Origin of the sequence: Stenotrophomonas sp. CASM114, assembly GCF_049384325.1 — a bacterium.
Lineage (GTDB): Bacteria > Pseudomonadota > Gammaproteobacteria > Xanthomonadales > Xanthomonadaceae > Stenotrophomonas > Stenotrophomonas muris.
Window position 1 is genome coordinate 30,279 of sequence record NZ_JBMRGJ010000012.1, and the last position, 23,304, is coordinate 53,582.

Sequence of the window (23,304 nt, forward strand, 5' to 3'; positions counted from 1 at the left end):
CTGTTTCCAGGAACCAACCGCGTGGACGCCATCCTGACCCCGGTATCGATCGGCGAGCTGATCGACAAGATCACCATTCTCCAGATCAAGGCCGAGCGCATCGACGATGCCGCCAAGCTGGCCAACGTGCGCACCGAGCTGGACGGCCTGCTGCCCCTGTTGCAGCAGCAGCTGCAGGCACAGCCGGCCCTGGCCGCGCTGCAGCAGCAGTTGAAGGCGATCAACGAGCGTATGTGGGACATCCAGGACCAGCTGCGCGACAAGGAAGCGGCCCAGGTGTTCGATGATGCATTCATCCAGCTGGCACGCGGCGTCTATGGCACCAATGGCGAGCGCGTGCAGGTGAAGAACGAGATCAACCGCGTGGCCGGTTCGGCACTGGTGGAAGAGAAGCAGTACCAGGGCGAGTAACGCCGCTCATCCGCATTCCAGCAGGTGGCGGAAGCGGAACAGGTCACCGTCCCCGCGGATGCCGAGCTTGCGGTAGGCCGAGGTTTTCTGCGAGCTGATCGTGCTGGCTGAACGCCCCGATCGCAGGGCCATTTCGCTGGTGCTGACCCCTTTCAGCACCAGCCCGAGCACTTCCCGTTCGCGCTGGCTCAACGGCACCAGTGCCGGGGCCGGCATTCTGCGTGCACGCGTGCCCGGCAGGTTCAGTTCCGCGCGCAGCTCCGGTGGCACGAAGCGCCCTCCCCGGGCGACCACATCAATGGCACGCAGCAGCACGTCCGGTGGCGTCGACTTGGACAGGAAGCCGCGCGCACCGGCACGCATCGCGGTGGCCACCGTGCTGGCATTGCAGTGTGCCGAGAGCACCAGCACCGGCAGTGCCGGCCAGCGCTGCGACAGCACGTGCAACAGGGCCAACCCATCGCCCAGGTCGCCCATGGGCAACGCATCGATCAGCAGCAGGTCGACACACGTCGGGCTGCGCTCCAGCAGGTGCAGCAGGTGCGCCTCGCTGGACAGGCTCACCCGTACCTGCACACCCGCGTGCTGGCGCAGCAGCACTTCCACGCCCAACCGCAGTACCGGGTGCGGGTCCAGCAGCGCCAGGCGTCGTGGCCGATCAGGCAGCAGAGGCGGAAGGGTCAGCGGCATTGCGGCATGTCCAGACAACATGGGACATCCAACGTAGGTCGGTGCCCGCAGCGGCGGAATCCAATTCCTTGCAATGGCTGGCCCGCGCATTCCGCCAGTCAGACAGCATTCCGGTTTGCCACGGCGCAAATGCAACAGGCCCGGCAAATGCCGGGCCTGTTGGGGCGTCTCCAGCGCACAATCGCGCCGAGGCAGCAATTACCAGCTGAAGCGCGGGCCGACGGTGTATTCCTTGTCGCCGTGGCGGTTCATCTTCAGTTCGCCGTTCAGGCCCCAGTTCTGGTTCAGCTTGACCTGACCACCCAGGCGGCCGTACCACTGGCCATCCGGATTGACGCCGTGCTTCTTGGCGTAGTCTTCGTAACCGACCATGCCGTAGACCTCGGCGTGGGCGCCGAAGGCAGTGCGGATACCGGCTTCAGCGCTGTAGCCGTTGAAGTCCAGACCGTGCTTGCGGTCGAACTTCTGGTAGGCAACGCGGGCAACGAAGTCGGTGCTCGGAGCGATTTCAACGTTGTAGCCGGCACCGACCTTCCACTGGTCAACCTTCAGGTTGGTGTGGTCGATTTCCTGGCGGCTGTATTCGCCGAAGGCGTGGAAGTTCGGCAGGAAGCCGTAGGAACCCTTCACGCCCCAGCCGTCGGCCTTGATGCCTTCAACGTCGGTCTTGGCGTAGTCGGCTTCGGCGTAGTTGTAGGACAGGTTCTCAGCAGCCGAAGCGGTGAACGGCAGGGCAGCGGCCAGGGCCAGAGCAATCAGCGAATTCTTCATGGGGGTACACCTTTACTTTCTTATGGTGTGCAGCAGCGCCAGGGCGCCATCGCATCGGGAATGTAAATTCTCCGTTATTCGCCACAACGCTCCCTGAAAACAGCGGTCTTCGCATTGCTGAATTTTTTGGCTTGATTCAGGCTGCGTCTGGCATACGCGCGCGGCGCGCGTGCATTCGAATTCCGCTGACCCTTGCAACAGGAGGTTGCCTTGCACGTACCTGCCCCGCTGCGGTTCCGGTTCTGCGCCGCCGTCCTCGCCTTCATCGGCGTGCTTTCCACAGCATCGGCTCGGCCGTTGCAGCCCTCCGATTACCAGCGCGCCGAGCGCGTGCACGACAGCCACCTGCGCGGTGCGCTGCGCAATGCCTCGCTCCTGCCGAACTGGCTGGCCGATGGCCGCTTCTGGTACGAACGCGAAGACGGCCAGGGCCGGCGCGAGGGCGTGCTGGTCGATCCGGCGCAGGCCTCCCGGCAGATCCTGTTCGATCGCGCTGCGCTGGACAGCGCTGCGGGGGCCCTGGGGGTGAACGGGCAACGGTTGCGGTTGGTCAATGTGCAGGTGCTGGCCGATGGCCTGCGCCTGCGCTTCAGCGGTGAAGCCGGCATCGACTGCCAGTGGCCACGTTGGCAGTGCCTGCGGACGCAGGGCGGCATGCCTGCTGCCGATGCACTGCCCGCACCCGACGGCGAGGCCTGGCTGCAGGTGCGCGACCACAATCTATGGCTGCAGCAACGCCGACAGGCACCGCGGGCGCTGACCACCGGCGGTGTCGCCGGCCATGGCTATGGTGTATTGCCCGATTTCACCCTGCGCGGTATTCCACGCAGCCAGGGCCGGATGCCGGCGCGGCCGTTCGCCGTCGGCTGGTCGCCCGATGGACGCTATGTTGCCGGCGTCCGCTACGACGAACGTGCGCTGCGGGACTACCCCTATCTGGAAAGCACCCCGGCCGGCGGCGCGCGGCCCCGCGTGCACACGGTGAAACTGGGATTGCTGGGCGATGCACAGCAGGTGCGTGACAGCCTGTACATCGTCGATGTGCGCAGCGGCCGGCAGCAGGACATCACCCTGCCCGAGGGCTGGAACACCCTCAGCGAGGCCGGCGTGCTGGGCTGGGACGGCCACCGGCTGTATGCCGCGATCGCGCACTTCGGCGCGCCGCGACGGCTGCGCCTGGTGGAGATCGATGCCGGCAGCGGTGCGCTGCGCACCGTGCTGGAAGAAGCCGGCGACGCGCGCCTGCAGCTCAGCCTGTATTCCTACAACCGTGCCTCGGTTGCGATCCTGCCCGGCCAGGACACCGCTGTGTGGTTCTCGCAGCGTGATGGCTGGGGCCATCTGTACCGGGTGCGCCTGTCCGACGGCAAGGTGATGCGCCAGCTCACCCGCGGCCGGTGGGCGGTGCGTGACCTGCTCGGGGTGGACAGCGCAGGCGCTTGGGCATACTTCAGTGCTGGCGGTGTCGAGGGCGGCGATCCCTACGTACGTGGCCTGTACCGGGTAGCACTGCACGGTGGGCCGGTGCAGCGCCTGGCCGCCGAGGGCAGCGACCACCTGGCCGATGCGGGCACCGGCATGCTGTTCGGCGGACGCGCGCCGCAGGCGCTGTCGCCCGGCGGCAGCTATCTGGTGGATACCGTGTCCAGCCTCGCGCAGCCGCCGCGCACGGTGCTGCGCGCCAGCGACGATGGCAGCGAAGTGATGGTGCTGGAGGCTGCGGATGCGCAGGCGATCATCGCTGCTGGCTGGCGGCCGCCGCGGCGCGAACGGCTGCTGGCCGCCGACGGGCGCACGCCGATCTTCGCCACCGTCTACCTGCCCCGCGACTATCGCGATGACGGCAGCTTCCCGGTGATCGACGCGATGTACGGCGGTGCCTTCATCAGCAATGCGCCGGTGACCTATGCCGAAGCGGTTTCGGCGCAGAACCCGGTATCGCGCGCCAGCCTGGCCGAGCTCGGCTTCGTGGTGGTCAGCATCGATGCCCGCGGCACCGGCGGCCGCGACAAGGCATTCCATGACAGCAGCTTCCTGCACGGCGCCGATGTGCAGCTCGATGACCATGTGGCCGCGCTGCGCCAGCTGGGCGAACGCTACCGGGGCATCGACCTGCAGCGGGTCGGCATCTACGGGCATTCGTTCGGTGGTTACAGCGCGGCGCGTGCACTGCTGCGCCACCCGGCGTTCTACAAGGTGGCTGTGGCCTCGGCCGGCAGCCACAATTTCCAGGGCATGTACGGCGGCGCCCTGCACGGCATGGACCGGCTGTTCGGTGGCGTGGTGCCAGCTACAGCCATGGCCGATGGCGTGCCGGCCCCCTTTGCCGGGCTCGACAATGCGGCACTGGCCGGCAACCTGCGCGGGCATCTGCTGCTGGTCTATGGCGAACTGGACGAGAACGCGCCACCGGCGCTGACCCTGCAGCTGGCCGCGGCCCTGAACAAGGCCCAGCGTAGTTACGACCTGCTGTACCTGGCCCGGCAGGACCACGAACTGTTCCGCAACGACGCCACCTACACGCACCGCATGTGGGACTACTTCGTGCGCCACCTGGCCGGCCAGCAGCCACCGGATACGGTGCTGGCCCCGCTCCCGGGTGCCCCGGGCTGAACAGGCGCACGCGGGATGTCGATTCCCTACGCGCTGGTTCGTCGTGTACCTGAAGGCCGTGCATGTGGCACGGTCCATCCGGAGGCAGGCAATGAGCTACATCGACGGTTTCGTCCTGGCGGTGCCCACCGCCAACAAGGAGAAGTTCCTCGCCCATGCACGCACAGGGGATCCCGTTTTCATCGAGTACGGCGCGCTGCGCGTGGTCGAGTGCTGGGGCGATGACGTGCCGCACGGCAAGACCACCGACTTCTTCGGCGCGGTGAAAGCCACGCCGGATGAGACGGTGGTGTTTTCCTGGATCGAATGGCCGGACAAGCCGACCCGCGACGCCGGCATGAAGAAGATGATGGAGGACCCGCGGTTTGATCCAACGAAGAATCCGATGCCGTTCGACGGCGCGCGGATGATCTACGGCGGCTTCGTGCCGCTCTACGAGCTGACGCGCTGAACCCGGCGGACGTGCTCAGCGCGCGTCCGTTTCATCGCTGGCAGCAGCATGGCCGGCGCCCAGTGCGGCGCCGGCACCGAGGCCCATGCCGCCCATGCCGGCGCCCATTCCACCACCACCGCCACCGCCTGCACGGCCGCCCTTGGCATCGCCGTCGTTACGGCCCTTGCCGCCACCACTGGCAACGGGCCGGGTCGGCCCCTGCGGTGGAATCTGCAGATCGGCCGGAATCGGGGCCAGATCCAGCGCTTCGCGCACGAAGTCGCGCAGCGAGACCACCAGTTCGTGGGTATGCACCGGCCGCCCCTGTGCCAGTTCGTTGGCGGCACGCGTGGCCAGCCGCACCTGTTCGTCGGTGCCCAGCAGCAGGATGTCCGACAGCGCGGCCTCGACCGCATCGCGGATGCGCCGCGCACGGTCCGAGCGCGGCTCGGCGATGCCGTCGGCATCTTCGCGCTGGCGCAGGTCGCGACGATGGCTGGGATCCACGCCCAGCTCGCCGGTGAACGAACCGCCCAGGGTCTTGTAGGCGGCCATCAGCGTGCGCAGCCGTTCGTTGATCTGCCGGTTCTCGCGCTCGCGGCGCTGCTGCAGGGTCTGCATCACCAGCAGGCGGATGCCGACGCCGAGCAGGGTGATCAGGACCAGGCCGGCCAACGTGGACAGCACGCCCTGCCAGGAACTGAAGTCGATACCGCGCATGGTCGGGGCTCCGGCGGGAAGAACCTGCATCTTGCCCCAGGTAGCGCCCCAGAAACGCGAAAGGCCCTACCACCCGGTGGGTGGCAGGGCCTTAGGTCACGGCGCGATTACTTGCGCTTGGCGACCTTGCGCACGGCCTTCTTGGCCGGAGCCTTCTTGGCGGCGACCTTCTTCAGCGGCGCAGCCTTCCTGGCGACCGTCTTGCGGGTGGCGGCAACCTTCTTGCCCACCGCCTTCTTGGCGACGGCGGTCTTCTTGCCGACAGCCTTCTTGGCGACGGCGGCCTTCTTGCCAACAGCCTTCTTGGCGACGGCAGCCTTCTTGCCGACAACCTTCTTGGCGACGGCAGCCTTCTTGCCGACAACCTTCTTGGCGGCCGCGGTCTTCTTGGTGGCGACCTTCTTGGTGGCGGCAACCTTCTTGCCGACAACCTTCTTCGCAGCCACGGCCTTCTTGGCGGCGACGGTCTTCTTGGCCACAGCCTTCTTGGCGGTGGCGACCTTCTTGCCGACCACCTTCTTGGCGGCCGCGGTCTTCTTGGCAACGGTCTTCTTCGCGACGGCGGCCTTCTTGGTGGCGGCCTTCTTCACGGTGGCGACCTTCTTGCCGGCAGCCTTGGTGGCCTTCTTGGCGGCAGCGGCCTTCTTGGTCACAGCCTTGCCTGCAGCGGCCTTCTTCTTGGCCACTTCCTTCTTCAGGGCAGCGGCTTCGGCCTTGGCGTTCTTCTTGGCCGCTTCCAGCTTCTTCTTGGCATTGGCAACGGTCTTGCCGACCGACTTGGCGGCCTTGTCGGCCTTCTTGGCAACGGTCTTCTCGACCTTGGCCACGGCCTTCTTGGCCTTGGCAACGCGGGTACCGGCCGCCTTGGTGGCGCGCTTGACGGTCTTCTTGACCGACTTCACGGCGTCTTCGGCGGCGTGGGCGATGGTCTCGCCAACGTTGGTGGCGGCTTCTTTGACGTTCTCGACGGCGTCGGTCACGACCGACACACCATTACCGTTGCTCATGTTGCCCTCCTGGGGGCCTTAAGTATCAAAACGGGGCGATGCTATACCGACATTGACGATCGTGGAACGGGGCACGCGCCCGCAATCGCATCTGATGCGACGGCCATGGTGTAGCCCACCACTGCCGCAGAAGCGGCGGGTTGACAGGAAACCCCTTTTTTTAAGGACTACGCCACAGCAAGCGCGTGGTCGAAGATGGCCGTTGCGTGCCGTTGCACGGACGCGGCATCCGATGCGTGCTGTGGCGCATTGCGGCACCCGGTTGCGCGGAACTGCGCAGGTATCGGTCTGTGTCGGCGCCCCCGGCGATCGTCTTCGGTGGTGCAGGCGTCGCCTGTGCGGTGTCGCCACAGCCATGCTGTCAGCCTCCTCACTCGCCTTTCGCGGCCTGCGGTTTTCATGGCGCATTTATCCAGATCGCGACACACTCATTCAGCTTGTTTTACCGTAGGGCCGAACCGCCCCCACCCACGCCAGCGAACCGACAACCATGCGACCGCTTCCCACCCTGCTTACGCTCGCAATCGCCGCCGCCTTCGGTGGCTTCGTTGCCACCGGCATCAATGCCCACCTGGACAACCGTGCCGATGCAGCACCGCTGCCAGCGGTGCTGCCGACCACCGCCGCGTTGCCGGCCGCGGTGGCCGGACAGGCGGTGCCTTCGCTGGCGCCGATGCTGGAAAAGGCGATGCCGGCCGTGGTCAGCGTCAACACCAAGCAGGTGGTGCGCGTGCGCAACCCGTTCTTCAACGACCCGTTCTTCCGCCGCCTGTTCCCGGATATCCCGCAGGAGCGCATCAACGAATCGCTGGGCTCGGGCGTGATCATCGACGCCAAGGAAGGCCTGGTGCTGACCAACCACCATGTCATCGACAACGCCGATGACGTGCAGGTGACACTGGCCGACGGGCGCACGGTGAAGGCCGAGTTCCTCGGTTCGGACCGCGATACCGACATCGCGCTGATCCGCATCCCGGCGCAGAACCTGACCGACATCAAGCTCGGCAACAGCGACCAGCTGCGGGTCGGTGACTTCGTGGTGGCCATCGGCAACCCGTTCGGCTTCAGCCAGACGGTCACCTCCGGCATCGTCTCGGCGGTGGGCCGCAACGGCATCCGTGGCCTGGGCTACCAGAACTTCATCCAGACCGATGCGTCGATCAACCCGGGCAATTCCGGTGGCGCCCTGGTCGACCTGCAGGGCCAGCTGGTCGGCATCAATACCGCCAGCTTCAACCCGCAGGGCAGCATGGCCGGCAACATCGGCCTGGGCCTGGCGATTCCGTCCAACCTGGCGCGCAGCGTGGTCGACCAGCTGGTCAAGCACGGCGTGGTGGTACGCGGCACGCTGGGCGTGGAGAGCCAGAACCTGACCGCGCAGATCGCGCAGGGGCTGGGCCTGGGCGAAACGCGCGGTGCGCTGATCACCCGCGTGCTGGCCGGTTCGGCGGCCGCCGCGGCCGGGTTGAAGCCGGGCGACGTGGTGGTCTCGGCCAACGGCCAACGCGTGGACAGCGCCGAAGCCCTGCACAACGTGGAAGGCCTGGCTGCGGTCGGCAGCCCGATGACGCTGGATGTACGCCGCGAAGGCAAGCCCGTGCAGATCAAGGCCACGCTGAAGGAACAGGCGCGTGCGGTCACCGGCGAGAGCCTGGACCCGCGGTTGACCGGTGCCACCTTCGTCGACCTGCCCGAGTCGCTGCGACAGTCGGGTGTCGGCGGCGTGCTGGTCAGCGAGGTCAAGCGTGGCAGCCGCGCGGCCAGCAACGGCCTGCAGCAGGGCGACATCATCACCGACGCCACCGTGGGTGAATTCGCCGACCTGGCCAGCTGGCGCGCCAACTTCCAGCAGCGCCCGCCGACCCTGGTGGTGCGCGTGCTGCGCAACAATGGCCAGCAGCAGGGCCAGCTCGTGATGCGCTGATCGCCCCGCCGTAACACCCCCTATACCCCGGCAATGCTATTGCTGTCAGTCCAGGTCGGCACCGCCGACACCCGTTCCCCCATCGCAACAGGAGTGATTCGATGAGCCCCACCAATACCGAGAACCTGAAGGAACACCTGGGTGAAGCCGGTTCCCACCTGAAGCAGGCCGCCACGGCCGCCGGCGGTGCGATCAAGGGCGCAACCGGTGCCGCGACCGACGAGCTGCGCATCGGCAAGGCCAACGTCAAGGCCGAACTGTCCGACAGCGCACTGTCTGGCCTGGCCGCCGCCGAATTCGGTGGTGCCGCTGCCAAGGAACAGGTTGACGCGTTGATGGACAAGGGCAAGGACCTGATCGACAGCGCCGCCGAGTTGATCCGTGAGCGTCCGCTGGCTTCGTTCGGCGTCGCCTTCGCTGCCGGCTGGATCATCGCCAAGCTGGCCCGCGGCAGCAGCGACAAGTAAGCCGCGGCGTGAGCGAAGACAACGCGCAAGCCCCTGATCCGGCGGCCACCCCGCCGCTGGATGAGAGCATCCGCCAGGTCGGCGCGGCCGGTCGTGCCGCCGCCGATTCGGCCAAGCACACCGTGCGCTCGCTGCGCCGGCTGGCCTCGGCCGACTTCGCCCTGGCCCGCAGCGCCTTCGGCCGTGCGCTGGCCTGGGCCGGCGTGGCGATCGTATTTGGTGCCTCGGCCTGGCTGCTGATGGCGGCCACCCTCATCGCCCTGCTGCAGAGCTGGGGCCTTAGCTGGCTGCAGGCGCTGCTGATCACCTCGCTGCTGAGCCTGGCCGTCACCGGCTACGCGATCTGGCGGGTGTCCTACTTCTTCCACCACACCGGCATGCATGCCACCCGGCGCCAGCTGTCACGCCTGGGCCTGTTCGACGAGCCCAGCGAAGACGACCCCGATGCCGGCGTGCAGCTGCCCGAGGGCAAGCCATGAAGTTCGGCGCGCTGCAGCGGCGGGTGAAACGCTGCGAACAGGTGGTGACCGTGCGCCTGGGCGAGACCCAGGACCACTGGTCCACGCTCAGCGACGTCTGGCGAAAGGGCTGGTCGCCGTTGCGCATCGTGGTGGTCGGCCTGGCCGGTGGCTTCATCGCCGGCAAGCTGGAAGTGCCCGGCAAGGTCAACGGTGCGCGCTGGCTGCAGATGGTCGGTTCGGTCTCGAACCTGTTCGCCAGTGCCCAGGCGGCGTTTGCCACGGCGATGGCGGCACAGGCTGCAGCGACCGCCGACGACGCGGCCGAAGAAGCCGACGATGCCAGCGAACAGGCACAGGCGGCGGCCTCCGCCGCCAACGCACGGCCGGCACCTGCCCCCCGCCCGGAACCCGAACCGGAACCGCGCGAACCGCGCCCGGCCGAAGCCGCCACCGAGCTGTCCGAACGTTGATCCATGCACTCCGCCGCGCCGATCGCGGCCGGCGGATAATGCGCTCCCCTTCCCGGTTGGTGCGTCGATGAGCGAGTCCCTCCTGTCCCCGTCACCAGCCGATCCGCAGGGTGCGGAGGCGCCGCTGCCGCCCCCGTCGCGTCCACGCGGGCCGATGTCGCTGGTGGTCCTGGCCACCCTGGCGGTGGGCTACACGCTGTGGGCCGCGCAGGACATCATCCTGCCGGTGCTGCTGGCGATGTTCTTCGCACTGGTCGGCAACCCGATCCTGCGCCTGCTGCAGAAGCTGTGGATTCCGCGCGCGCTGGGCGCCCTGCTGATCCTCGGCGCCGGGCTGGGCGTGACCGGTTCGCTGGCGGTGCAGTTGATCGGTCCGGCGATGGAATGGGCGCAGGAAGCACCGCAGCAGCTGCGCAAGGTGGCCCGGCAGGTGCAGGACCTGACCAAGCCGGTGCAGCAGGCCAACCAGGCGGCGGAAAACTTCGCCCGCGTGGCCGGCGGTGACAGCAACCACAAGGTGCAGGTGATCCGCACCCAGCTGGACGATCCATACCGCATGCTGACCCGTGCACCGCGCCTGGCCGCGTCGGTGCTGGCGGTGGTGCTGCTGACCCTGTTCTTCATGATCTACGGGCAGAGCCTGCAGCGCGCAGCGATCGCCCTGTTCCCGAACCGCCAGCAGCAGCGGTTCACCACCGACATCCTGCGTTCGATCGAACGGGAGGTCTCGCGTTACGTGCTGACCATCAGCGTCATCAACACCCTGGTCGGGCTGGTGTTCGCCGGCGTGCTGATGCTGCTCGGCATCGGCCTGCAGGAAGCACTGCTGTGGGGCACGGTGGCTGCACTACTGAACTTCGCCCCGTATGTGGGTCCGCTGATCGGCGTGGCGCTGATGCTGTTGATGGGCTTCGTCGAGTTCCGCGACCCGCTGCAGGCCCTGCTGCCGGCCGCCGCCTACCTGGGCCTGCACACCCTGGAAGGGCAGATGGTGACCCCGATCGTGCTGGGCCGTCGGATGAAGCTGTCGCCGCTGGTGCTGATCCTGGCGCTGATGGTGTTCGGCTGGGCCTGGGGCATGATCGGGCTGCTGCTGGCAGTGCCGCTGCTGGTGTGCATCAAGCTGGTGCTGGCACGCCTGGATGGCATGCAGGGCTGGGCACGCCTGCTGGAGTGACGGCATCAACAACGGATGGACGCAGGTGGCGGAACCAGAAACAGGGACGAAGTGGCAGACTATGGCGCCCTACCCGGATGGATCCGCTCGTATGAACTCTCTCGCCACGCGTTGCCTTGCCTTGGCCTGCATTGCCGCTCCCGCGTTCGCCGCGACACCGCCGACTGCCGATCAGGCGCGCACCCAGCTTGCTGAGGCGGTTACCTGCAAGCGGCACCTCACGCCCATGCAGTTCGACGCCATGGGCCGGATGCTGGCACCGGCCCCGGCAAGGGCGCAGGACGGCGAATCCAGCGGCGAGTTCCGGCTGACCACGCCCTTGATGGTGCTGGGCCAGCCCGTGAACCGGCTGCAGTCCTATGACGGCGACAGCGGCGAGGATGGCATCGACAGTTTCACCGCGTACTTCAGTTCGGCCAGTGTGGAACAGGTCGCGGCACTGGCGAAGATGTCCGACCCGGTGGCAGGCACCTACACGAAGGAAGTTGGGCGGCACAACCTGGACGTGCAGCAGTTCGACGGCCAGACCACCATCGCCTGCTCGTACAACCTGCGCTGACCCGGCCCAGCCACAGTGCCCACCCGCCCGCCGCGCCGCATGAAAGCCCGCGCGGGCAGGGGTAGAATGGCGAGGTGAATTTCCCCGTCCAAGCCATCACCCTCGACCTTGACGACACGCTGTGGCCGTTCGCTCCGATCGGCGCCCGCATCGAACAGGCCCTGCACGCCTGGATGTGCGAACACAGCCCCGCTACCGCCGCGATGTATCCGGTGGAGGCGATGCGCGAACTGCGCGAGCGGCTGTACCACGCCCATCCGCACCTCCACCACGACCTGAGTGCGCTGCGCCGGCTGACCCTGCACGAAGCACTGCACACCAGCGGTGCCAGCCTCGATCTGCTGGAGCCTGCGTATGAAGTGTTCTACGCCGCGCGCAACCAGGTGGAGTGCTATCCCGATGCGATCGACGCGCTGGCGCGCATTGCCGCACGGGTACCGGTGGCGGCGCTGAGCAACGGCAACGCCGACCTGGAGCGGATCGGCCTGGCCCATCATTTCGCCTTCCAGCTGGGTTCGCGCGAACACGGCGCGGCCAAGCCCGAAGCCAGCATCTTCCATGCCGCGTGCACCCGCCTGGGTGTGGCACCGGCACAGGTGCTGCACGTCGGCGACCATGCCGACATGGACGTGGCCGGGGCGATTGCCGCCGGCCTGCGCGGCTGCTGGATCAACCGCGACGCAGCCACCTGGACCCATCCGCAGCTGCAGCCGGACCTGCAGTTCGGCACCCTTACCGGCCTGGCCGACTGGTTGGATGCCAACCTCGACGCCGCCGCACCCCGGAGTACCTGACGCATGAGCGAGATCACTGGTTTCACCGCCGACACCGCTGCGGCGCTGCCGTTGTACGTGCTGGACCGCGAGCAGTTCGCCGCCTGGAAGGACAGCCAGCCGGCTGCCACGCAGGCGTGGCTGGCATCGCAGGGCTTCAACGCCGGCGCCCACAGCGTGGCACTGCTGCCGGGCGCCGATGGCCTGGCCGGTGCCGTGATGGGCGTGGGTGATCGTGCCGATGCCTACAGCTATGCGCATGCGCCGCACGCGCTGCCGGAAGGCAGCGTCTGGCAGCTGGCCAATGAACTGCCGGCCGCCGAACTGGCGCTGCTGCAGCTGGGCTGGGGCCTGGGCAGCTACCGCTTTGACCGCTATCGCAAGCGCAATCGCGCACCGGCGCAGCTGGTGGCCTCGCCGACCGGCGAAGTGGCCGACCTGATCGCCGCCAGCCTGCGCGTGCGCGACTGGGTCAACACCCCGACCGAAGACATGGGCCCGCAGCAGCTGGAAGACGCCGCGCGCGCGCTGGCCGATGCACATGGTGCGCAGGTCGAGGCGATTACCGGCGACGAACTGCTGAAGCAGAATTTCCCGGCCATCCACGCCGTGGGCCGCGCTTCGCATCGTGCGCCGCGCCTGGTCGTGCTGCGCTGGGGCAAGGACACCGATCCGGCATTGGTGCTGGTGGGCAAGGGCGTGTGCTTCGATACCGGCGGGCTGGACATCAAGCCAGCCGACGGCATGCGCAACATGAAGAAGGACATGGGCGGCGCCGCGCACGCACTGGCCCTGGCCGGCTTGGTGATGGCGCGCGGGCTGCCGGTGCGGCTGACCCTGCTGGTGCCGGCGGTGGAAAACGCGATCGGTCCGGATGCCTTCCGCCCGGGCGAAGTGATCGCCACCCGCAAGGGCCTGAGCGTGGAGATCGACAACACCGATGCCGAAGGCCGCGTGATCCTGTGCGATGCGCTGACCTTCGCCGGTGAGCAGAAGCCGGACCTGGTGCTGGACTTCGCCACCCTTACCGGTGCCGCACGTATCGCACTGGGCCCGGATCTACCGGCGCTCTTTAGCAACGACGACAGCGTGGCCCAGCAGTGGCTGCAGGCCGGCGACGCGACCCGCGACCCGGTCTGGCGCATGCCGCTGTGGCGCCCCTACCTGCGCTACCTGAGCAGCGGCATCGCCGACCTGGCCAACGCCGGTTCGCGCATGGCCGGCTCGGTGACCGCCGCGCTGTACCTGGAACGCTTCCTGGAAGACGGCCAGCGCTGGGCGCACCTGGATGTGTATGCCTGGAACGACGGCGAGCGCCCGGGCCGTCCGGCCGGTGGCGAAGCGCTGGCGCTGCGCTCGGCGTGGGCGATGCTGAAGCAGCGCTACAGCTGATCGGGTGGGTGCCGACCGTTGGTCGGCACCCCGTCCCCGGAAAATCTGACGAAAAATTGAATTTCGGCCCCGGCCGGGTTCTGCGAGGATGTGTGGGTCGACCACCCACACGCTCCGTGAAGGCAGGACTCCGACCATGTCGCTCTTCCGCTACACCCGCGCTGGCCAGACGCCGGGCGCGCCACGCAAGCATTCACCCCTGCTCTGGATCGCACTGATCGCACTCATTCTGGGTGCGGTCGCGCTGGCCTTCGCCTGGTTGGCCGGCTGGATTGGAAACCGCCTGACCGCGCAGCGCTTCACCGACACCATCGAGGCCACCGGCCCGGCCCACCCGGGCTTCCGCCGCGCGCACAGCAAGGGCATCTGCGTGAGCGGCTGGTTCGAACCAAGCGCGCAGGCCCCCACCCTGTCCAGCGCACGGGTGTTCTCGCAGCGCCGCGTGCCGGTGATGGGCCGGTTGTCGATCGGCGGCGGCGACCCCTACGGTGCCGACAACACTGCACGCGTGCGCAGCCTCGCGGTGCAGATGGTCAGCGATGATGGCCAGGAATGGCGCATGGCGATGAACAGCTTCCCGTTCTTCGCCGTGCCCAGCGCCGAGGCGTTCTACGAGCAGACCCGCGCCTCCATTCCCGACCCGGCCACCGGCAAGCCCGATCCGCAGAAGATGGCCGCGGTGCTGGCCAAATACCCCAGTGCGCAGGCTTTCCAGCAGTGGGCCAAGACCGCGCCGTGGACCAGCAGCTGGGCCGACACCACCTTCAACAGCGTCAACAGCTTCTGGTTCACCAATGCGCAGGGCCAGAAGCGCGCGGTGCGCTGGCGCTGGCAGCCGCAGGCGCCGGTGGTGGAGATGGATGCGGAAACCCGCAAGCAGGCCAGCGTCGATTTCCTCAGCCAGGAACTGCAGCAGCGCCTGGCCAGCGGCCCGGTGCGCTGGAACCTGGTCGTGACCACCGCCGAGCCGGGCGATGCCATCGATGATCCGTCGGTGCCGTGGCCCGAATCGCGTGACCAGGTAGTGGCCGGCGTACTCAGCCTGGACCGCATGCAGTCGCAGGAACAGGGCGCCTGCGGGCAGATCAATTTCGATCCGCTGATCCTGCCCAGCGGCGTGCGTGGCAGTGACGATCCGATCCTGGCGGCCCGCTCGGCCGTGTATTCGCAGTCCTTCAACCGCCGCGAACGCGAGCGCGCCACCGGCAACGTCGAGCAACGGAAGGAGGCCGCACGATGAGCACCGGCAACGGCCACTTCAACCTGCTGGCGCGGGTGCTGCACTGGTCCATGGCGCTGATGATCGTCGCCATGCTGTTCATTGGCGTGACCATGGTCGCCTCGCTGCACCTGCGGCCGATGCTGATCGACCTGCACCGCCCATTGGGCATCACTATCGGCGTACTGGTGTTGCTGCGCCTGTACAACCGGCTGCGTCATCGCCCACCGCCGCTGCCGGCGGATCTTCCTGTGTGGCAGGTGATGGCGGCCAAGGCCTCGCACTGGATGCTGTACGCACTGATGCTGGCGATGCCGCTGATCGGCTGGGCGATGCTGTCGGCCGGCGGTTACCCGATCGTGCTGTGGGGCGGCCTGCACCTGCCGCCGATCGTGCCACACACACCGGCGCTGTACGCCGCGTTGCGTAATGCGCACAGTCTGCTGGCCTACGTGCTGTTCGCAACGGTGCTGATGCACGTGGGTGCGGCGCTGTTCCACCTGTGGGTGCGGCGTGACGGGGTGTTCCAGGCGATGGCGCGCGGGAAGAATTGAAAGGATTCGCCGGGCGTTCCCGGCGGATTGTTTCCGCGACCGCGGGGGGTGTCACTTTCTTTGCGCGCAAAGAAAGTAACCAAAGAAACGCTCCGCCGGCCGCGAGCCGGCGTGCTTCGCACGCCGGTGCCCTGCGCTCCTCGGTCCGTCGAGGGACGGCGCGGGAACTCGCTGCGCTCAGACACCCGCACCTCTTCGCCCTCGCCGGACCTCCGGTGCTCGGCTCGCTTGAAGGCGGACTCAAGATCAAAGGCGAAAGCGGCCGCTTCACTCGTCGGACACGGCCCGGCGCTACCAAATATCGTCGTGCAGCTGTGGTTCTTGACCTTGGGTCCGCCTTGAGCGAGCCGAGCATCGCAGGGGAATCAGGGGCGCAGAGGCGCCGGTGTCTGAGCGCAGCGAGTTCGGCGCCGTCCCCTGATTCGCCGAGAAGCGCAGGGAACCGTCGCGTAGCGACGGCTCGCGCTCTGGCGGCGTGTTTCTTTGGTTAATTTCTTTGCACGAGCAAAGAAAGTGACACGTCTCCGCAGGCGCGGAAATGATCCGCTACAACCACCCTTTCTGCCGCGCCAGCCGGTACGCCTCGATCCGGTTGGCCACGCCCAGCTTGCCGATGCACTCGGACAGGTAATTGCGCACCGTACCGTGCGACAACCCCAGCTGCTCGGCGATCTCGCTTGCGGTGCGGCCCTCGCCCGCCAGCCGCAGTACGCGGCGCTCGCGGTCGGTCAGCGGATCGGCCTGCGACCACGCATCCAGTGCCAGCTGCGGGTCGATCGCGCGGATGCCCTGTTTCACCTTGCGCAGGGCATCGGCCAGGTTCTCGGCCGGTGCATCCTTCAGCAGGTAGCCCAGCACGCCGGCTTCCAGCGCGCGGCGCAGGAAACCGGCGCGGGCGAAGGTGGTCACGATCACCACCTTGATCGGCAGCTCGTGGCGCGCGATGCGCTGGGCAAGCTCGAGCCCGGACAGGCCGGGCATCTCGATGTCGGTGACCAGGATGTCCGGTTGCAGCTGCTGCAGCATCCGCCACGCGGTTTCGCCATCGGCGGCGCTGCCCAGCACCTCGATATCCGGCTCCAGGCCCAGCAACGCCGACAGTGCACCGCGCACCATCGCCTGATCCTCGGCCAGCAGGATGCGGATCATGCGGCACCGTCCTGTGCCAGCGACGGCGGCGCTCCCGGCGGCAACGGTGTGGTCGCGGCAGCCAGTGGCACGCGCACGGTCAGTCGCGTGCCCTCGCCCTTTGCGGACTGTACCTGCAGGCTGCCCCCCAGGGCGGCCACGCGTTCGCGCATGCCGCTCAGCCCGTTGCCCTCGGCCTGCACGCCGCCACGGCCATCGTCGCGGATCTGCATCGCCAGCATGCGTCCCTCCAGCATGAACTCCACCCGTGCCTGTGTCGCCTGTGCATGGCGCACGATATTGGTTGCGGCCTCGCGCAGCACCAGCGCCAGCCCGCGTTCGACATCCACCGGCATCGCCGGTGGTGGTGCGTATTGAAGGTGGACCTGCTGGCATTCCAGCAGCAGCCGCGCCGATGCCAGCTCACCGGCCAGGTCGCTGGCGCGGATGCCGGTAACCGCGCTGCGCACCTGTGCCAGCGCTTCGCGGGCGATGGCCTCGGCCTCGCCGATCTCCAGCCGCGCGCGCGCGTCGCCGCGGTCGTGCAGCTTGCGCGCCAGCTCCAGCTTCAATGTGATCAGCGACAGGGTGTGGCCGAGCAGATCATGCAGGTCGCGGCCGATGCGTTCGCGCTCGGCAGTGGCCGCCAGCCGCCGCACCTCGTCCTGCGACAGCTGCAGTGCCGCATCCTTCTGCTGGTTGAGCGCTTCCACGTTCACGACCAGCCCCACGATGTAGGACACGGCCGGGATCCAGACCAGGCTCTGCCACGGGTACTGGAACAGCAGCGCGAGGCTGCAGAACAGAAGGTTCAGGCCAGTGAGCTGCAGCAGATACTGCCACCAGCCACCGCGTCCGCTCACCCGCAGCAGCACGCAGCCGAACACGAAGTAGGTCAGCCCGGACGGATACCAGGGCAGCAGCACCAGCGACATCGCGATCAGGCCCAGCGCATAGCGCGGAGCGTGATGGCGCGGCGCCACCATCACCTTGGCGTACAGCAGCAGGAACACCGGATAGCTGGCCAGCGTCAGCAGCAGCCAGCGCAGGGTGAAGCCGTGGCCAAGCAAGGGCGTCAGGAAGATCCACACCGACCACAGCAGGTGGACTGCCTCGCTCCAGGGCGATTTTCCCCGGCGCAGCGTATCGGCCACCGCCGAGTCCGGCGCGGGGCGCAGCAGCGAGGCAAGCCATGTCGACGGCACGGGCGGTTCCAGGCGGGGACGATCGCCGCCGATCATGCCAGTTCAGCCGCCTGCGCGCAGGCGCCACCACCGGCCGGGCGGCACCGGCGCAACCGAGCGCGGATCACGGTACGCTTGGCGGCGCGGCTGTGGCGGGCCAGCGACGGGGTGATCGGATCCATGGGCGGTACCGGTAGCGGGGACGTTGCCATCCTGTGCCGCCGTGGTCACGTTTCGCAGTTGCCGCCGTCAGTGTCATCGGGTGACAGCTGTCACTGCCGTCATCGCTGTGCCTGCCTGCATGCTGTGCCGCACGCTCCACCGCCGGAACCGCCGCCGTCCGCCCTTCCGGCCACACCCGCCCAAACGCCTGTGATGGAACGAATGAACGCTTCTGCCGAGCTGTTGAAGGAACTCCGTATCGACCGCAAATCGCCGCCGCCCGCCTCCGGCGGCAGTGGCGGTGGCCGCCGCTGGCTGTGGATCGCGATCATCGTGGTCGTGTTGTTGCTGGCCGCTGTCGGCTTCGCCCTGTTCGGGCGTACGCCGGCAGTGGACGTGGAAACCGCCCCCGCCGTGGCCATCCAGCAGGGCAGCGCCAGCAGTTCGGTGCTCGATGCCAGTGGCTACGTGGTCGCCCGGCGCATGGCCACGGTATCGGCCAAGATCACCGGCAAGGTGCGCGAGGTGATGATCGAGGAAGGCATGCGCGTGGAACAGGGCCAGATCATGGCCACGCTGGACCCGATCGATGCCGACGCGCAGCGCAGCCTGTATGCCTCGCAGCTGCAGGCCGCACGCAGCCAGGTGGCCGGGCTGGAAGCGCAGCAGAGGCAGGCGGCCGCTGAAGCCAGCCGCCTGCAGGCACTGGTCGGCCAGCAGCTGGTGTCGCGCTCGCAGTACGACCAGGCGGTGGCCCAGCGTGACAGCCTGCGTGCACAGCTGGACACCGCACAGCGCAACGTCAAGGTGGCCAACGACCAGCTGGCCATCGCCGATCTGGGCGTGGACAACAACATCGTGCGCGCGCCGTTCTCCGGCGTGGTCACTGCCAAGGCCGCGCAGCCCGGCGAAATCGTCTCGCCGCTGTCGGCGGGCGGTGGGTTCACCCGTACCGGCATCGGCACCATCGTCGACATGGACTCGCTGGAGATCGAAGTCGAGGTCGGCGAGGCCTTCATCGGCCGCGTGCAGCCGAAGATGCCGGTCGAAGCCACGCTCAACGCCTATCCGGAGTGGAAGATTCCGGGCGAGGTGATCGCCATCATCCCCACCGCCGACCGCGGCAAGGCCACGGTGAAGGTGCGCGTGGCGCTGAAGGTGAAGGACCCGCGCATCGTGCCGGAGATGGGCGTGCGCGTCAGCTTCCTGGAGCAGGCGCAGCCGCAGGCGGCCGCCAAACCGCAGGGCGTGCGCGTGCCGGCGGGCGCCGTGGTCCAGCGCGAGGGCGCCTCGGTTGCCTTCGTGCTGGGTGACGAAAGCCGCGTGCAGCAGCGCACGGTCGAGGCCGGCCAGGCGATGGGCAAGGACCGCCAGATCCTCAAGGGCGTGAGCGCAGGTGAATCGGTGGTGCTGAACCCGCCGGACAGCCTGCGCGATGGCGCCAAGGTGCAACAGAAACAAGCGCAGTAGCGGCCTGGCGCCCACGGGCGCCGCCGGCAGCACCGCTCGACGCACGCCTGCGGCCCCTGCCGTGGCGCTTCCCCGTTTCCCGCCTTCCGTGGAGAACCACCCATGTCGACCCTGGTTTCACTGCGCAACATCACCAAGACCTACCAGCGTGGCCCCGAGAAAGTGCAGGTGCTGCACGGCATCGACCTGGACATCGCCAGCGGCGACTTCGTCGCGCTGATGGGCCCGTCCGGCTCGGGCAAGACCACCCTGCTCAACCTGATCGGCGGCCTGGACAACCCCAGCGGCGGCGAGATCAGCATCGAGGGCGAGCGCATCGACCAGATGAGCGGCGGCCAGCTGTCGACCTGGCGCAGCCACCACGTCGGCTTCGTGTTCCAGTTCTACAACCTGATGCCGATGCTGACCGCGCAGAAGAACGTGGAACTGCCGCTGCTGCTGACCCACCTCAATGCGGCGCAGCGCCGCCGCAACGCCGAGATCGCGCTGACCCTGGTCGGCCTGGCCGACCGCCGCAGCCACCGCCCGAATGAACTGTCCGGCGGCCAGCAGCAGCGCGTGGCAATCGCCCGGGCGATCGTCTCCGACCCGACCTTCCTGATCTGCGACGAACCGACCGGCGACCTCGACCGCCAGTCCGCCGAGGAGATCCTCGGCCTGCTGCAGCAGCTCAACCGGGAGCATGGCAAGACCATCATCATGGTCACCCATGACCCGAAGGCCGCCGAGTACGCCACGCACACGGTGCACCTGGACAAGGGCGAGCTGGCCGACGCGCCGCTGGCCCACTGACGGAGGCCACGGCGATGAAATACTTCTCGTTGGTGTGGGCGCAGCTGTTCCGCAGCCGTACCCGCACGTTGCTGACCCTGCTCTCCGTGGTGGCCGCGTTCCTGCTGTTCGGCATGCTCGATTCGGTGCGCGTGGCATTCACCTCCGGCGGCAGCGTGGAAGGCGCCAACCGCCTGGTGGTCGCATCGCGGCTGTCGATCACCCAGTCGCTGCCGATCCGCCTGGAAGCCCAGGTGCGGCAGGTGGCCGGCGTGCGCGACGTGGCCTATGGCATGTGGTTCGGCGGCATCTACCAGGACCCGAAGAACTTCTTCCCGAACTTCTCGGTGTCCCCCAACTACTTCGATGTCTACCGCGAGCTGCAGATCGACCCGGCACAGCTGGAAGACTGGAAGCAGACCCGTACCGGCGCCATCGTCGGCGAAACCCTGGCCAAGCAGTTCGGCTGGAAGATCGGCGACACCATCCCGCTGCAGGCCACGATCTTCCCGCGTGGCGGCAGCAACGACTGGCCGCTGGTGCTCAAGGGCATCTACCGTTCCAAGGACCGTGCGCTGGCCGCCAACGAAGAACGCCAGTTGATGATGAACTGGAAGTACTTCGATGAATCCAACGACTACATCAAGAACCAGGTGAGCTGGTACACGGTAACGCTGGACAACCCGGACCACTCTTCGCGGGTGGCGCAGGCGATCGACGCGATCTCGGCCAACTCCGACCACGAGACCAAGACCCAGACCGAATCGGCGTTCCAGCAGGCCTTCGTCAAGCAGTTCGCGGATATCGGCATGATCGTCACCTCGATCATGGGCGCGGTGTTCTTCACCCTGCTGCTGTTGACCGGCAACACCATGGCGCAGGCCGTGCGCGAGCGCGTGCCGGAGCTGGCCACGCTGAAGACGCTGGGCTTCAAGGACAGCACCGTGCTGACCCTGGTGATGGTGGAATCGGTGCTGCTGATCGGCCTGGGCGGCCTGATCGGCATGGGCCTGGCCGCCCTGATCCTGCCGGCCATCGGCCCGAAGAGCATGGGCATGCTGCCGCCGCACGTGCCGACGCCAACCTGGCTGATGGGGCTGGGCCTGATCGTGGTGATCGGCATCATCGTCGGCCTGTTGCCGGCGCTGCGTGCCAAGCGCCTGAAGATCGTCGACGCACTGGCCGGTCGCTGAGGAGAACACAGACATGTTCAAGAGCAAACTCAAGAAGTGGCTGGGCAACGGCGTGACGGTGCTGCTGCTGGCGGTCGGCCTGGTGCTGTGGATCAGCCTGCCGTGGACCGGCGTGCTGGCCGTGACCGTGCTGGTGGCCCTGTGGCTTCTGCTGACCCGCGGGGGGCGACTGGCGCTGGCCGCCACCCGTATCGGCGTGGCCAGCCTGCCGCAGCGCTGGGGCGCGTCCTCGGTGATCGTGGTCGGCATCGCCGGCGTGGTCGGCGTGCTGGTGGCAATGCTGGCGATGGGCGAAGGCTTCCAGGCCACGCTCAACAACACCGGCGATGACACCACTGCCATCGTGCTGCGCGGTGGCTCGCAGGCCGAGACCAACTCGGTGATCACCCGCGAGCAGGTACCGATGCTGTCCACCCTGCCCGGCATCAGCCGCGATGCGCAGGGCCGGCCGCTGCTGTCGCCGGAGCTGTCGCAGGTGGTCAACCTGGTGTCGAAGTCCGATGGCACCGACGTCAACGCGCAGTTCCGCGGCGTGGGCCCGCAGGCATGGGCGGTGCATGACAAGGTCAGGATCGTCGAGGGGCGCAAGTTCGCCACTGGCCTGCGCGAGATCGTGGTCGGCCAGGGCGCCAAGGGCCAGTTCCGCGACATGGAGGTGGGCAGGACACTGACCCTGGGCAACCAGACCTGGACCGTGGTGGGTGTGTTCGCCACCGGCGATGCGCATGATTCGGAACTGTGGACCGACGCCGATACGCTGGCCACCACCTACCAGCGCAGCGCCTGGCAGTCGATCAGCGTGCGCACCGAGGGCAAGGCAGGCTTCGATCAGTTCAAGGCCGCCGTCGCCGCCGACCCGCGCCTGAAACTGGACGTGGAAACCACCCGCGTGTACTACAGCAAGCAGGGCGGCGGGCTGACCAAGTTGATCGACATCCTTGGCAAGGTGATCGGCACGATCATGGCGGTCGGTGCGGTGTTTGGCGCGCTCAACACCATGTATGCGGCCGTCGCCACGCGCGCCCGCGAAATCGCCACCATGCGTGCGATCGGCTTCCGCGGCCTGCCGGTGGTGACGGCAGTGATGCTGGAGACGATGCTGCTGGCGCTGCTCGGTGGCCTGCTCGGCTGTGCGGTGGCGTGGCTGCTGTTCAATGGCTACAGCGTGTCCACCATCGGCAGCAACTTCAGCGCAGTGGTGTTCAAGTTCCATGTGTCGCCGGAACTGCTGTGGACCGGCCTGAAATGGGCACTGGGCATCGGCCTGGTCGGCGGCCTGTTCCCGGCCCTGCGCGCGGCACGTTTGCCGATCACCACGGCGCTGCGCGAAACCTGAGCATCGCGCAGCGGTGGACTGCGCATCACGCAAGGGGACGGAGCGAAGGCTCCGTCCCTTTCACGTTGCCGAACTCAGAAATCCGCCGCCGCAGCATCAGACGGCGGGGCCGCGCGCGGCCAGATGCTGGCGAAGGACCTCCTCGGGCGGATACGCCGTGCCCAGCGCGTGCTGCTCGCCTGTGTGCCGGTCGACGAAGATCGGCCCATTGCCGGCCAATGCATCCGAGATTTCGCCGGATTGCAGGTAGCGCAGCGACTGGAAGCAGAACAGCCAGCCTTCGACCACTTCGTGCTCATGCGTGATGGCAACCGGCTCATCGTCGCTGGCAAGTGCAGCCTCCACGCGACGGCGTGCTTCTTCAAGCTGGATCATTCCTTCCTCTCCTGCCTTCGATGACAAGGCGAAGAGCATTTCAT

Annotated in this window: 25 protein-coding genes; 17 read left to right on the top strand and 8 right to left on the bottom strand. The window is 67.7% G+C overall.

The annotated features are described in order from the left end of the window. Window positions 1–21: 21 nt before the first annotated feature. Window positions 22–411: a DUF6165 family protein gene (locus VG566_RS12875; protein WP_010486915.1), complete on the top strand. Its 390-nt coding sequence runs from the start codon at window positions 22–24 to the stop codon at window positions 409–411. A gap of 6 nt (window positions 412–417) precedes the next feature. Here the strand turns inward: VG566_RS12875 and VG566_RS12880 are convergent, their stop codons facing one another. Then, window positions 418–1,101, bottom strand: a complete 684-nt coding sequence (locus tag VG566_RS12880; protein WP_032961444.1) for a response regulator transcription factor — start codon at window positions 1,099–1,101, stop codon at window positions 418–420. A 198-nt stretch (window positions 1,102–1,299) separates the two neighbouring features. Continuing rightward, window positions 1,300–1,872: an Ax21 family protein gene (locus VG566_RS12885; RefSeq protein WP_014645657.1), complete on the bottom strand. Its 573-nt coding sequence runs from the start codon at window positions 1,870–1,872 to the stop codon at window positions 1,300–1,302. A 210-nt stretch (window positions 1,873–2,082) separates the two neighbouring features. On the opposite strand from VG566_RS12885, the gene VG566_RS12890 reads away from it, so the two are divergent. Together VG566_RS12890 and VG566_RS12895 are read left to right on the top strand one after the other, a co-directional pair. Beyond that, a complete protein-coding gene (locus tag VG566_RS12890) occupies window positions 2,083–4,485 on the top strand; it encodes a prolyl oligopeptidase family serine peptidase (protein ID WP_241884783.1) in 2,403 nt (800 codons plus the stop codon). Window positions 4,486–4,576: 91 nt separating this feature from the next. Beyond that, on the top strand, window positions 4,577–4,936 hold the full coding sequence (locus VG566_RS12895; RefSeq protein WP_014645655.1) for a DUF1428 domain-containing protein: 360 nt from the start codon (window positions 4,577–4,579) through the stop codon (window positions 4,934–4,936). 15 nt (window positions 4,937–4,951) lie between these two features. Here VG566_RS12895 and VG566_RS12900 read toward each other — a convergent pair whose 3' ends face one another. Together VG566_RS12900 and VG566_RS12905 are read right to left on the bottom strand one after the other, a co-directional pair. After that, on the bottom strand, window positions 4,952–5,638 hold the full coding sequence (locus VG566_RS12900) for a hypothetical protein (RefSeq protein WP_014645654.1): 687 nt from the start codon (window positions 5,636–5,638) through the stop codon (window positions 4,952–4,954). A 107-nt stretch (window positions 5,639–5,745) separates the two neighbouring features. Next, the gene (locus VG566_RS12905) at window positions 5,746–6,645 is read right to left on the bottom strand and encodes a histone (RefSeq protein ID WP_241884784.1); all 900 of its coding nucleotides are present in this window, start codon (window positions 6,643–6,645) and stop codon (window positions 5,746–5,748) included. A 490-nt stretch (window positions 6,646–7,135) separates the two neighbouring features. On the opposite strand from VG566_RS12905, the gene VG566_RS12910 reads away from it, so the two are divergent. The 10 genes from VG566_RS12910 (at window position 7,136) to VG566_RS12955 (ending at window position 15,641) form a co-directional block, all read left to right on the top strand. Next, a complete protein-coding gene (locus tag VG566_RS12910) occupies window positions 7,136–8,569 on the top strand; it encodes a Do family serine endopeptidase (protein WP_241884785.1) in 1,434 nt (477 codons plus the stop codon). 101 nt (window positions 8,570–8,670) lie between these two features. Further along, complete coding sequence (locus VG566_RS12915; protein WP_004153835.1) at window positions 8,671–9,036, top strand: hypothetical protein; 366 nt, start codon at window positions 8,671–8,673, stop codon at window positions 9,034–9,036. An 8-nt stretch (window positions 9,037–9,044) separates the two neighbouring features. Beyond that, window positions 9,045–9,515 (top strand): phage holin family protein, encoded by a 471-nt coding sequence (locus tag VG566_RS12920; RefSeq protein ID WP_014645651.1) that lies wholly within the window; start codon window positions 9,045–9,047, stop codon window positions 9,513–9,515. Beyond that, complete coding sequence (locus VG566_RS12925) at window positions 9,512–9,967, top strand: hypothetical protein (RefSeq protein ID WP_014645650.1); 456 nt, start codon at window positions 9,512–9,514, stop codon at window positions 9,965–9,967. The genes VG566_RS12920 and VG566_RS12925 overlap by 4 nt, the downstream gene beginning before the upstream one ends. A gap of 67 nt (window positions 9,968–10,034) precedes the next feature. Further along, complete coding sequence (locus tag VG566_RS12930; protein WP_032961455.1) at window positions 10,035–11,144, top strand: AI-2E family transporter; 1,110 nt, start codon at window positions 10,035–10,037, stop codon at window positions 11,142–11,144. Window positions 11,145–11,235: 91 nt separating this feature from the next. Continuing rightward, window positions 11,236–11,703, top strand: a complete 468-nt coding sequence (locus tag VG566_RS12935) for a hypothetical protein (RefSeq protein WP_049441852.1) — start codon at window positions 11,236–11,238, stop codon at window positions 11,701–11,703. Between the two features lie 74 nt (window positions 11,704–11,777). After that, window positions 11,778–12,497, top strand: a complete 720-nt coding sequence (locus VG566_RS12940; RefSeq protein ID WP_241884786.1) for an HAD-IA family hydrolase — start codon at window positions 11,778–11,780, stop codon at window positions 12,495–12,497. Window positions 12,498–12,500: 3 nt separating this feature from the next. Next, window positions 12,501–13,868, top strand: a complete 1,368-nt coding sequence (locus VG566_RS12945) for a leucyl aminopeptidase family protein (protein WP_032961462.1) — start codon at window positions 12,501–12,503, stop codon at window positions 13,866–13,868. A 136-nt stretch (window positions 13,869–14,004) separates the two neighbouring features. Then, window positions 14,005–15,108, top strand: coding sequence for a catalase family peroxidase (locus VG566_RS12950; protein WP_032961465.1), 1,104 nt, complete (start codon window positions 14,005–14,007; stop codon window positions 15,106–15,108). Next, window positions 15,105–15,641 carry a cytochrome b gene (locus tag VG566_RS12955; protein WP_049441850.1) on the top strand — a complete coding sequence of 179 codons (537 nt, stop codon included), beginning with the start codon at window positions 15,105–15,107 and terminating at the stop codon, window positions 15,639–15,641. Before VG566_RS12950 ends, VG566_RS12955 begins: the two co-directional genes overlap by 4 nt. A gap of 546 nt (window positions 15,642–16,187) precedes the next feature. Here the strand turns inward: VG566_RS12955 and VG566_RS12960 are convergent. From VG566_RS12960 to VG566_RS12970, 3 genes are read right to left on the bottom strand one after another with little or no spacing between them, the layout of a single operon-like run. Further along, complete coding sequence (locus tag VG566_RS12960) at window positions 16,188–16,790, bottom strand: response regulator transcription factor (protein WP_014645643.1); 603 nt, start codon at window positions 16,788–16,790, stop codon at window positions 16,188–16,190. Beyond that, the gene (locus tag VG566_RS12965) at window positions 16,787–18,010 is read right to left on the bottom strand and encodes a sensor histidine kinase (RefSeq protein WP_032956229.1); all 1,224 of its coding nucleotides are present in this window, start codon (window positions 18,008–18,010) and stop codon (window positions 16,787–16,789) included. The genes VG566_RS12960 and VG566_RS12965 overlap by 4 nt, the downstream gene beginning before the upstream one ends. Then, a complete protein-coding gene (locus tag VG566_RS12970) occupies window positions 18,007–18,135 on the bottom strand; it encodes a hypothetical protein (protein ID WP_257473236.1) in 129 nt (42 codons plus the stop codon). Before VG566_RS12970 ends, VG566_RS12965 begins: the two co-directional genes overlap by 4 nt. A gap of 202 nt (window positions 18,136–18,337) precedes the next feature. On the opposite strand from VG566_RS12970, the gene VG566_RS12975 reads away from it, so the two are divergent. The 4 genes from VG566_RS12975 to VG566_RS12990 all read left to right on the top strand — a co-directional run bounded on the left by VG566_RS12975 (window position 18,338) and on the right by VG566_RS12990 (window position 22,885). Beyond that, entirely contained in the window at window positions 18,338–19,585 is a 1,248-nt protein-coding gene (locus VG566_RS12975; RefSeq protein ID WP_053495704.1) for an efflux RND transporter periplasmic adaptor subunit, read from the top strand. Between the two features lie 102 nt (window positions 19,586–19,687). Beyond that, window positions 19,688–20,377, top strand: a complete 690-nt coding sequence (locus VG566_RS12980) for an ABC transporter ATP-binding protein (protein ID WP_004137569.1) — start codon at window positions 19,688–19,690, stop codon at window positions 20,375–20,377. Between the two features lie 14 nt (window positions 20,378–20,391). Then, window positions 20,392–21,549, top strand: a complete 1,158-nt coding sequence (locus VG566_RS12985; protein ID WP_014035671.1) for an ABC transporter permease — start codon at window positions 20,392–20,394, stop codon at window positions 21,547–21,549. A 13-nt stretch (window positions 21,550–21,562) separates the two neighbouring features. After that, window positions 21,563–22,885, top strand: coding sequence for an ABC transporter permease (locus VG566_RS12990; RefSeq protein ID WP_032956233.1), 1,323 nt, complete (start codon window positions 21,563–21,565; stop codon window positions 22,883–22,885). 96 nt (window positions 22,886–22,981) lie between these two features. Here VG566_RS12990 and VG566_RS12995 read toward each other — a convergent pair whose 3' ends face one another. Next, on the bottom strand, window positions 22,982–23,260 hold the full coding sequence (locus tag VG566_RS12995; protein WP_019661820.1) for a YrhB domain-containing protein: 279 nt from the start codon (window positions 23,258–23,260) through the stop codon (window positions 22,982–22,984). Between the last annotated feature and the right edge of the window lie 44 nt (window positions 23,261–23,304).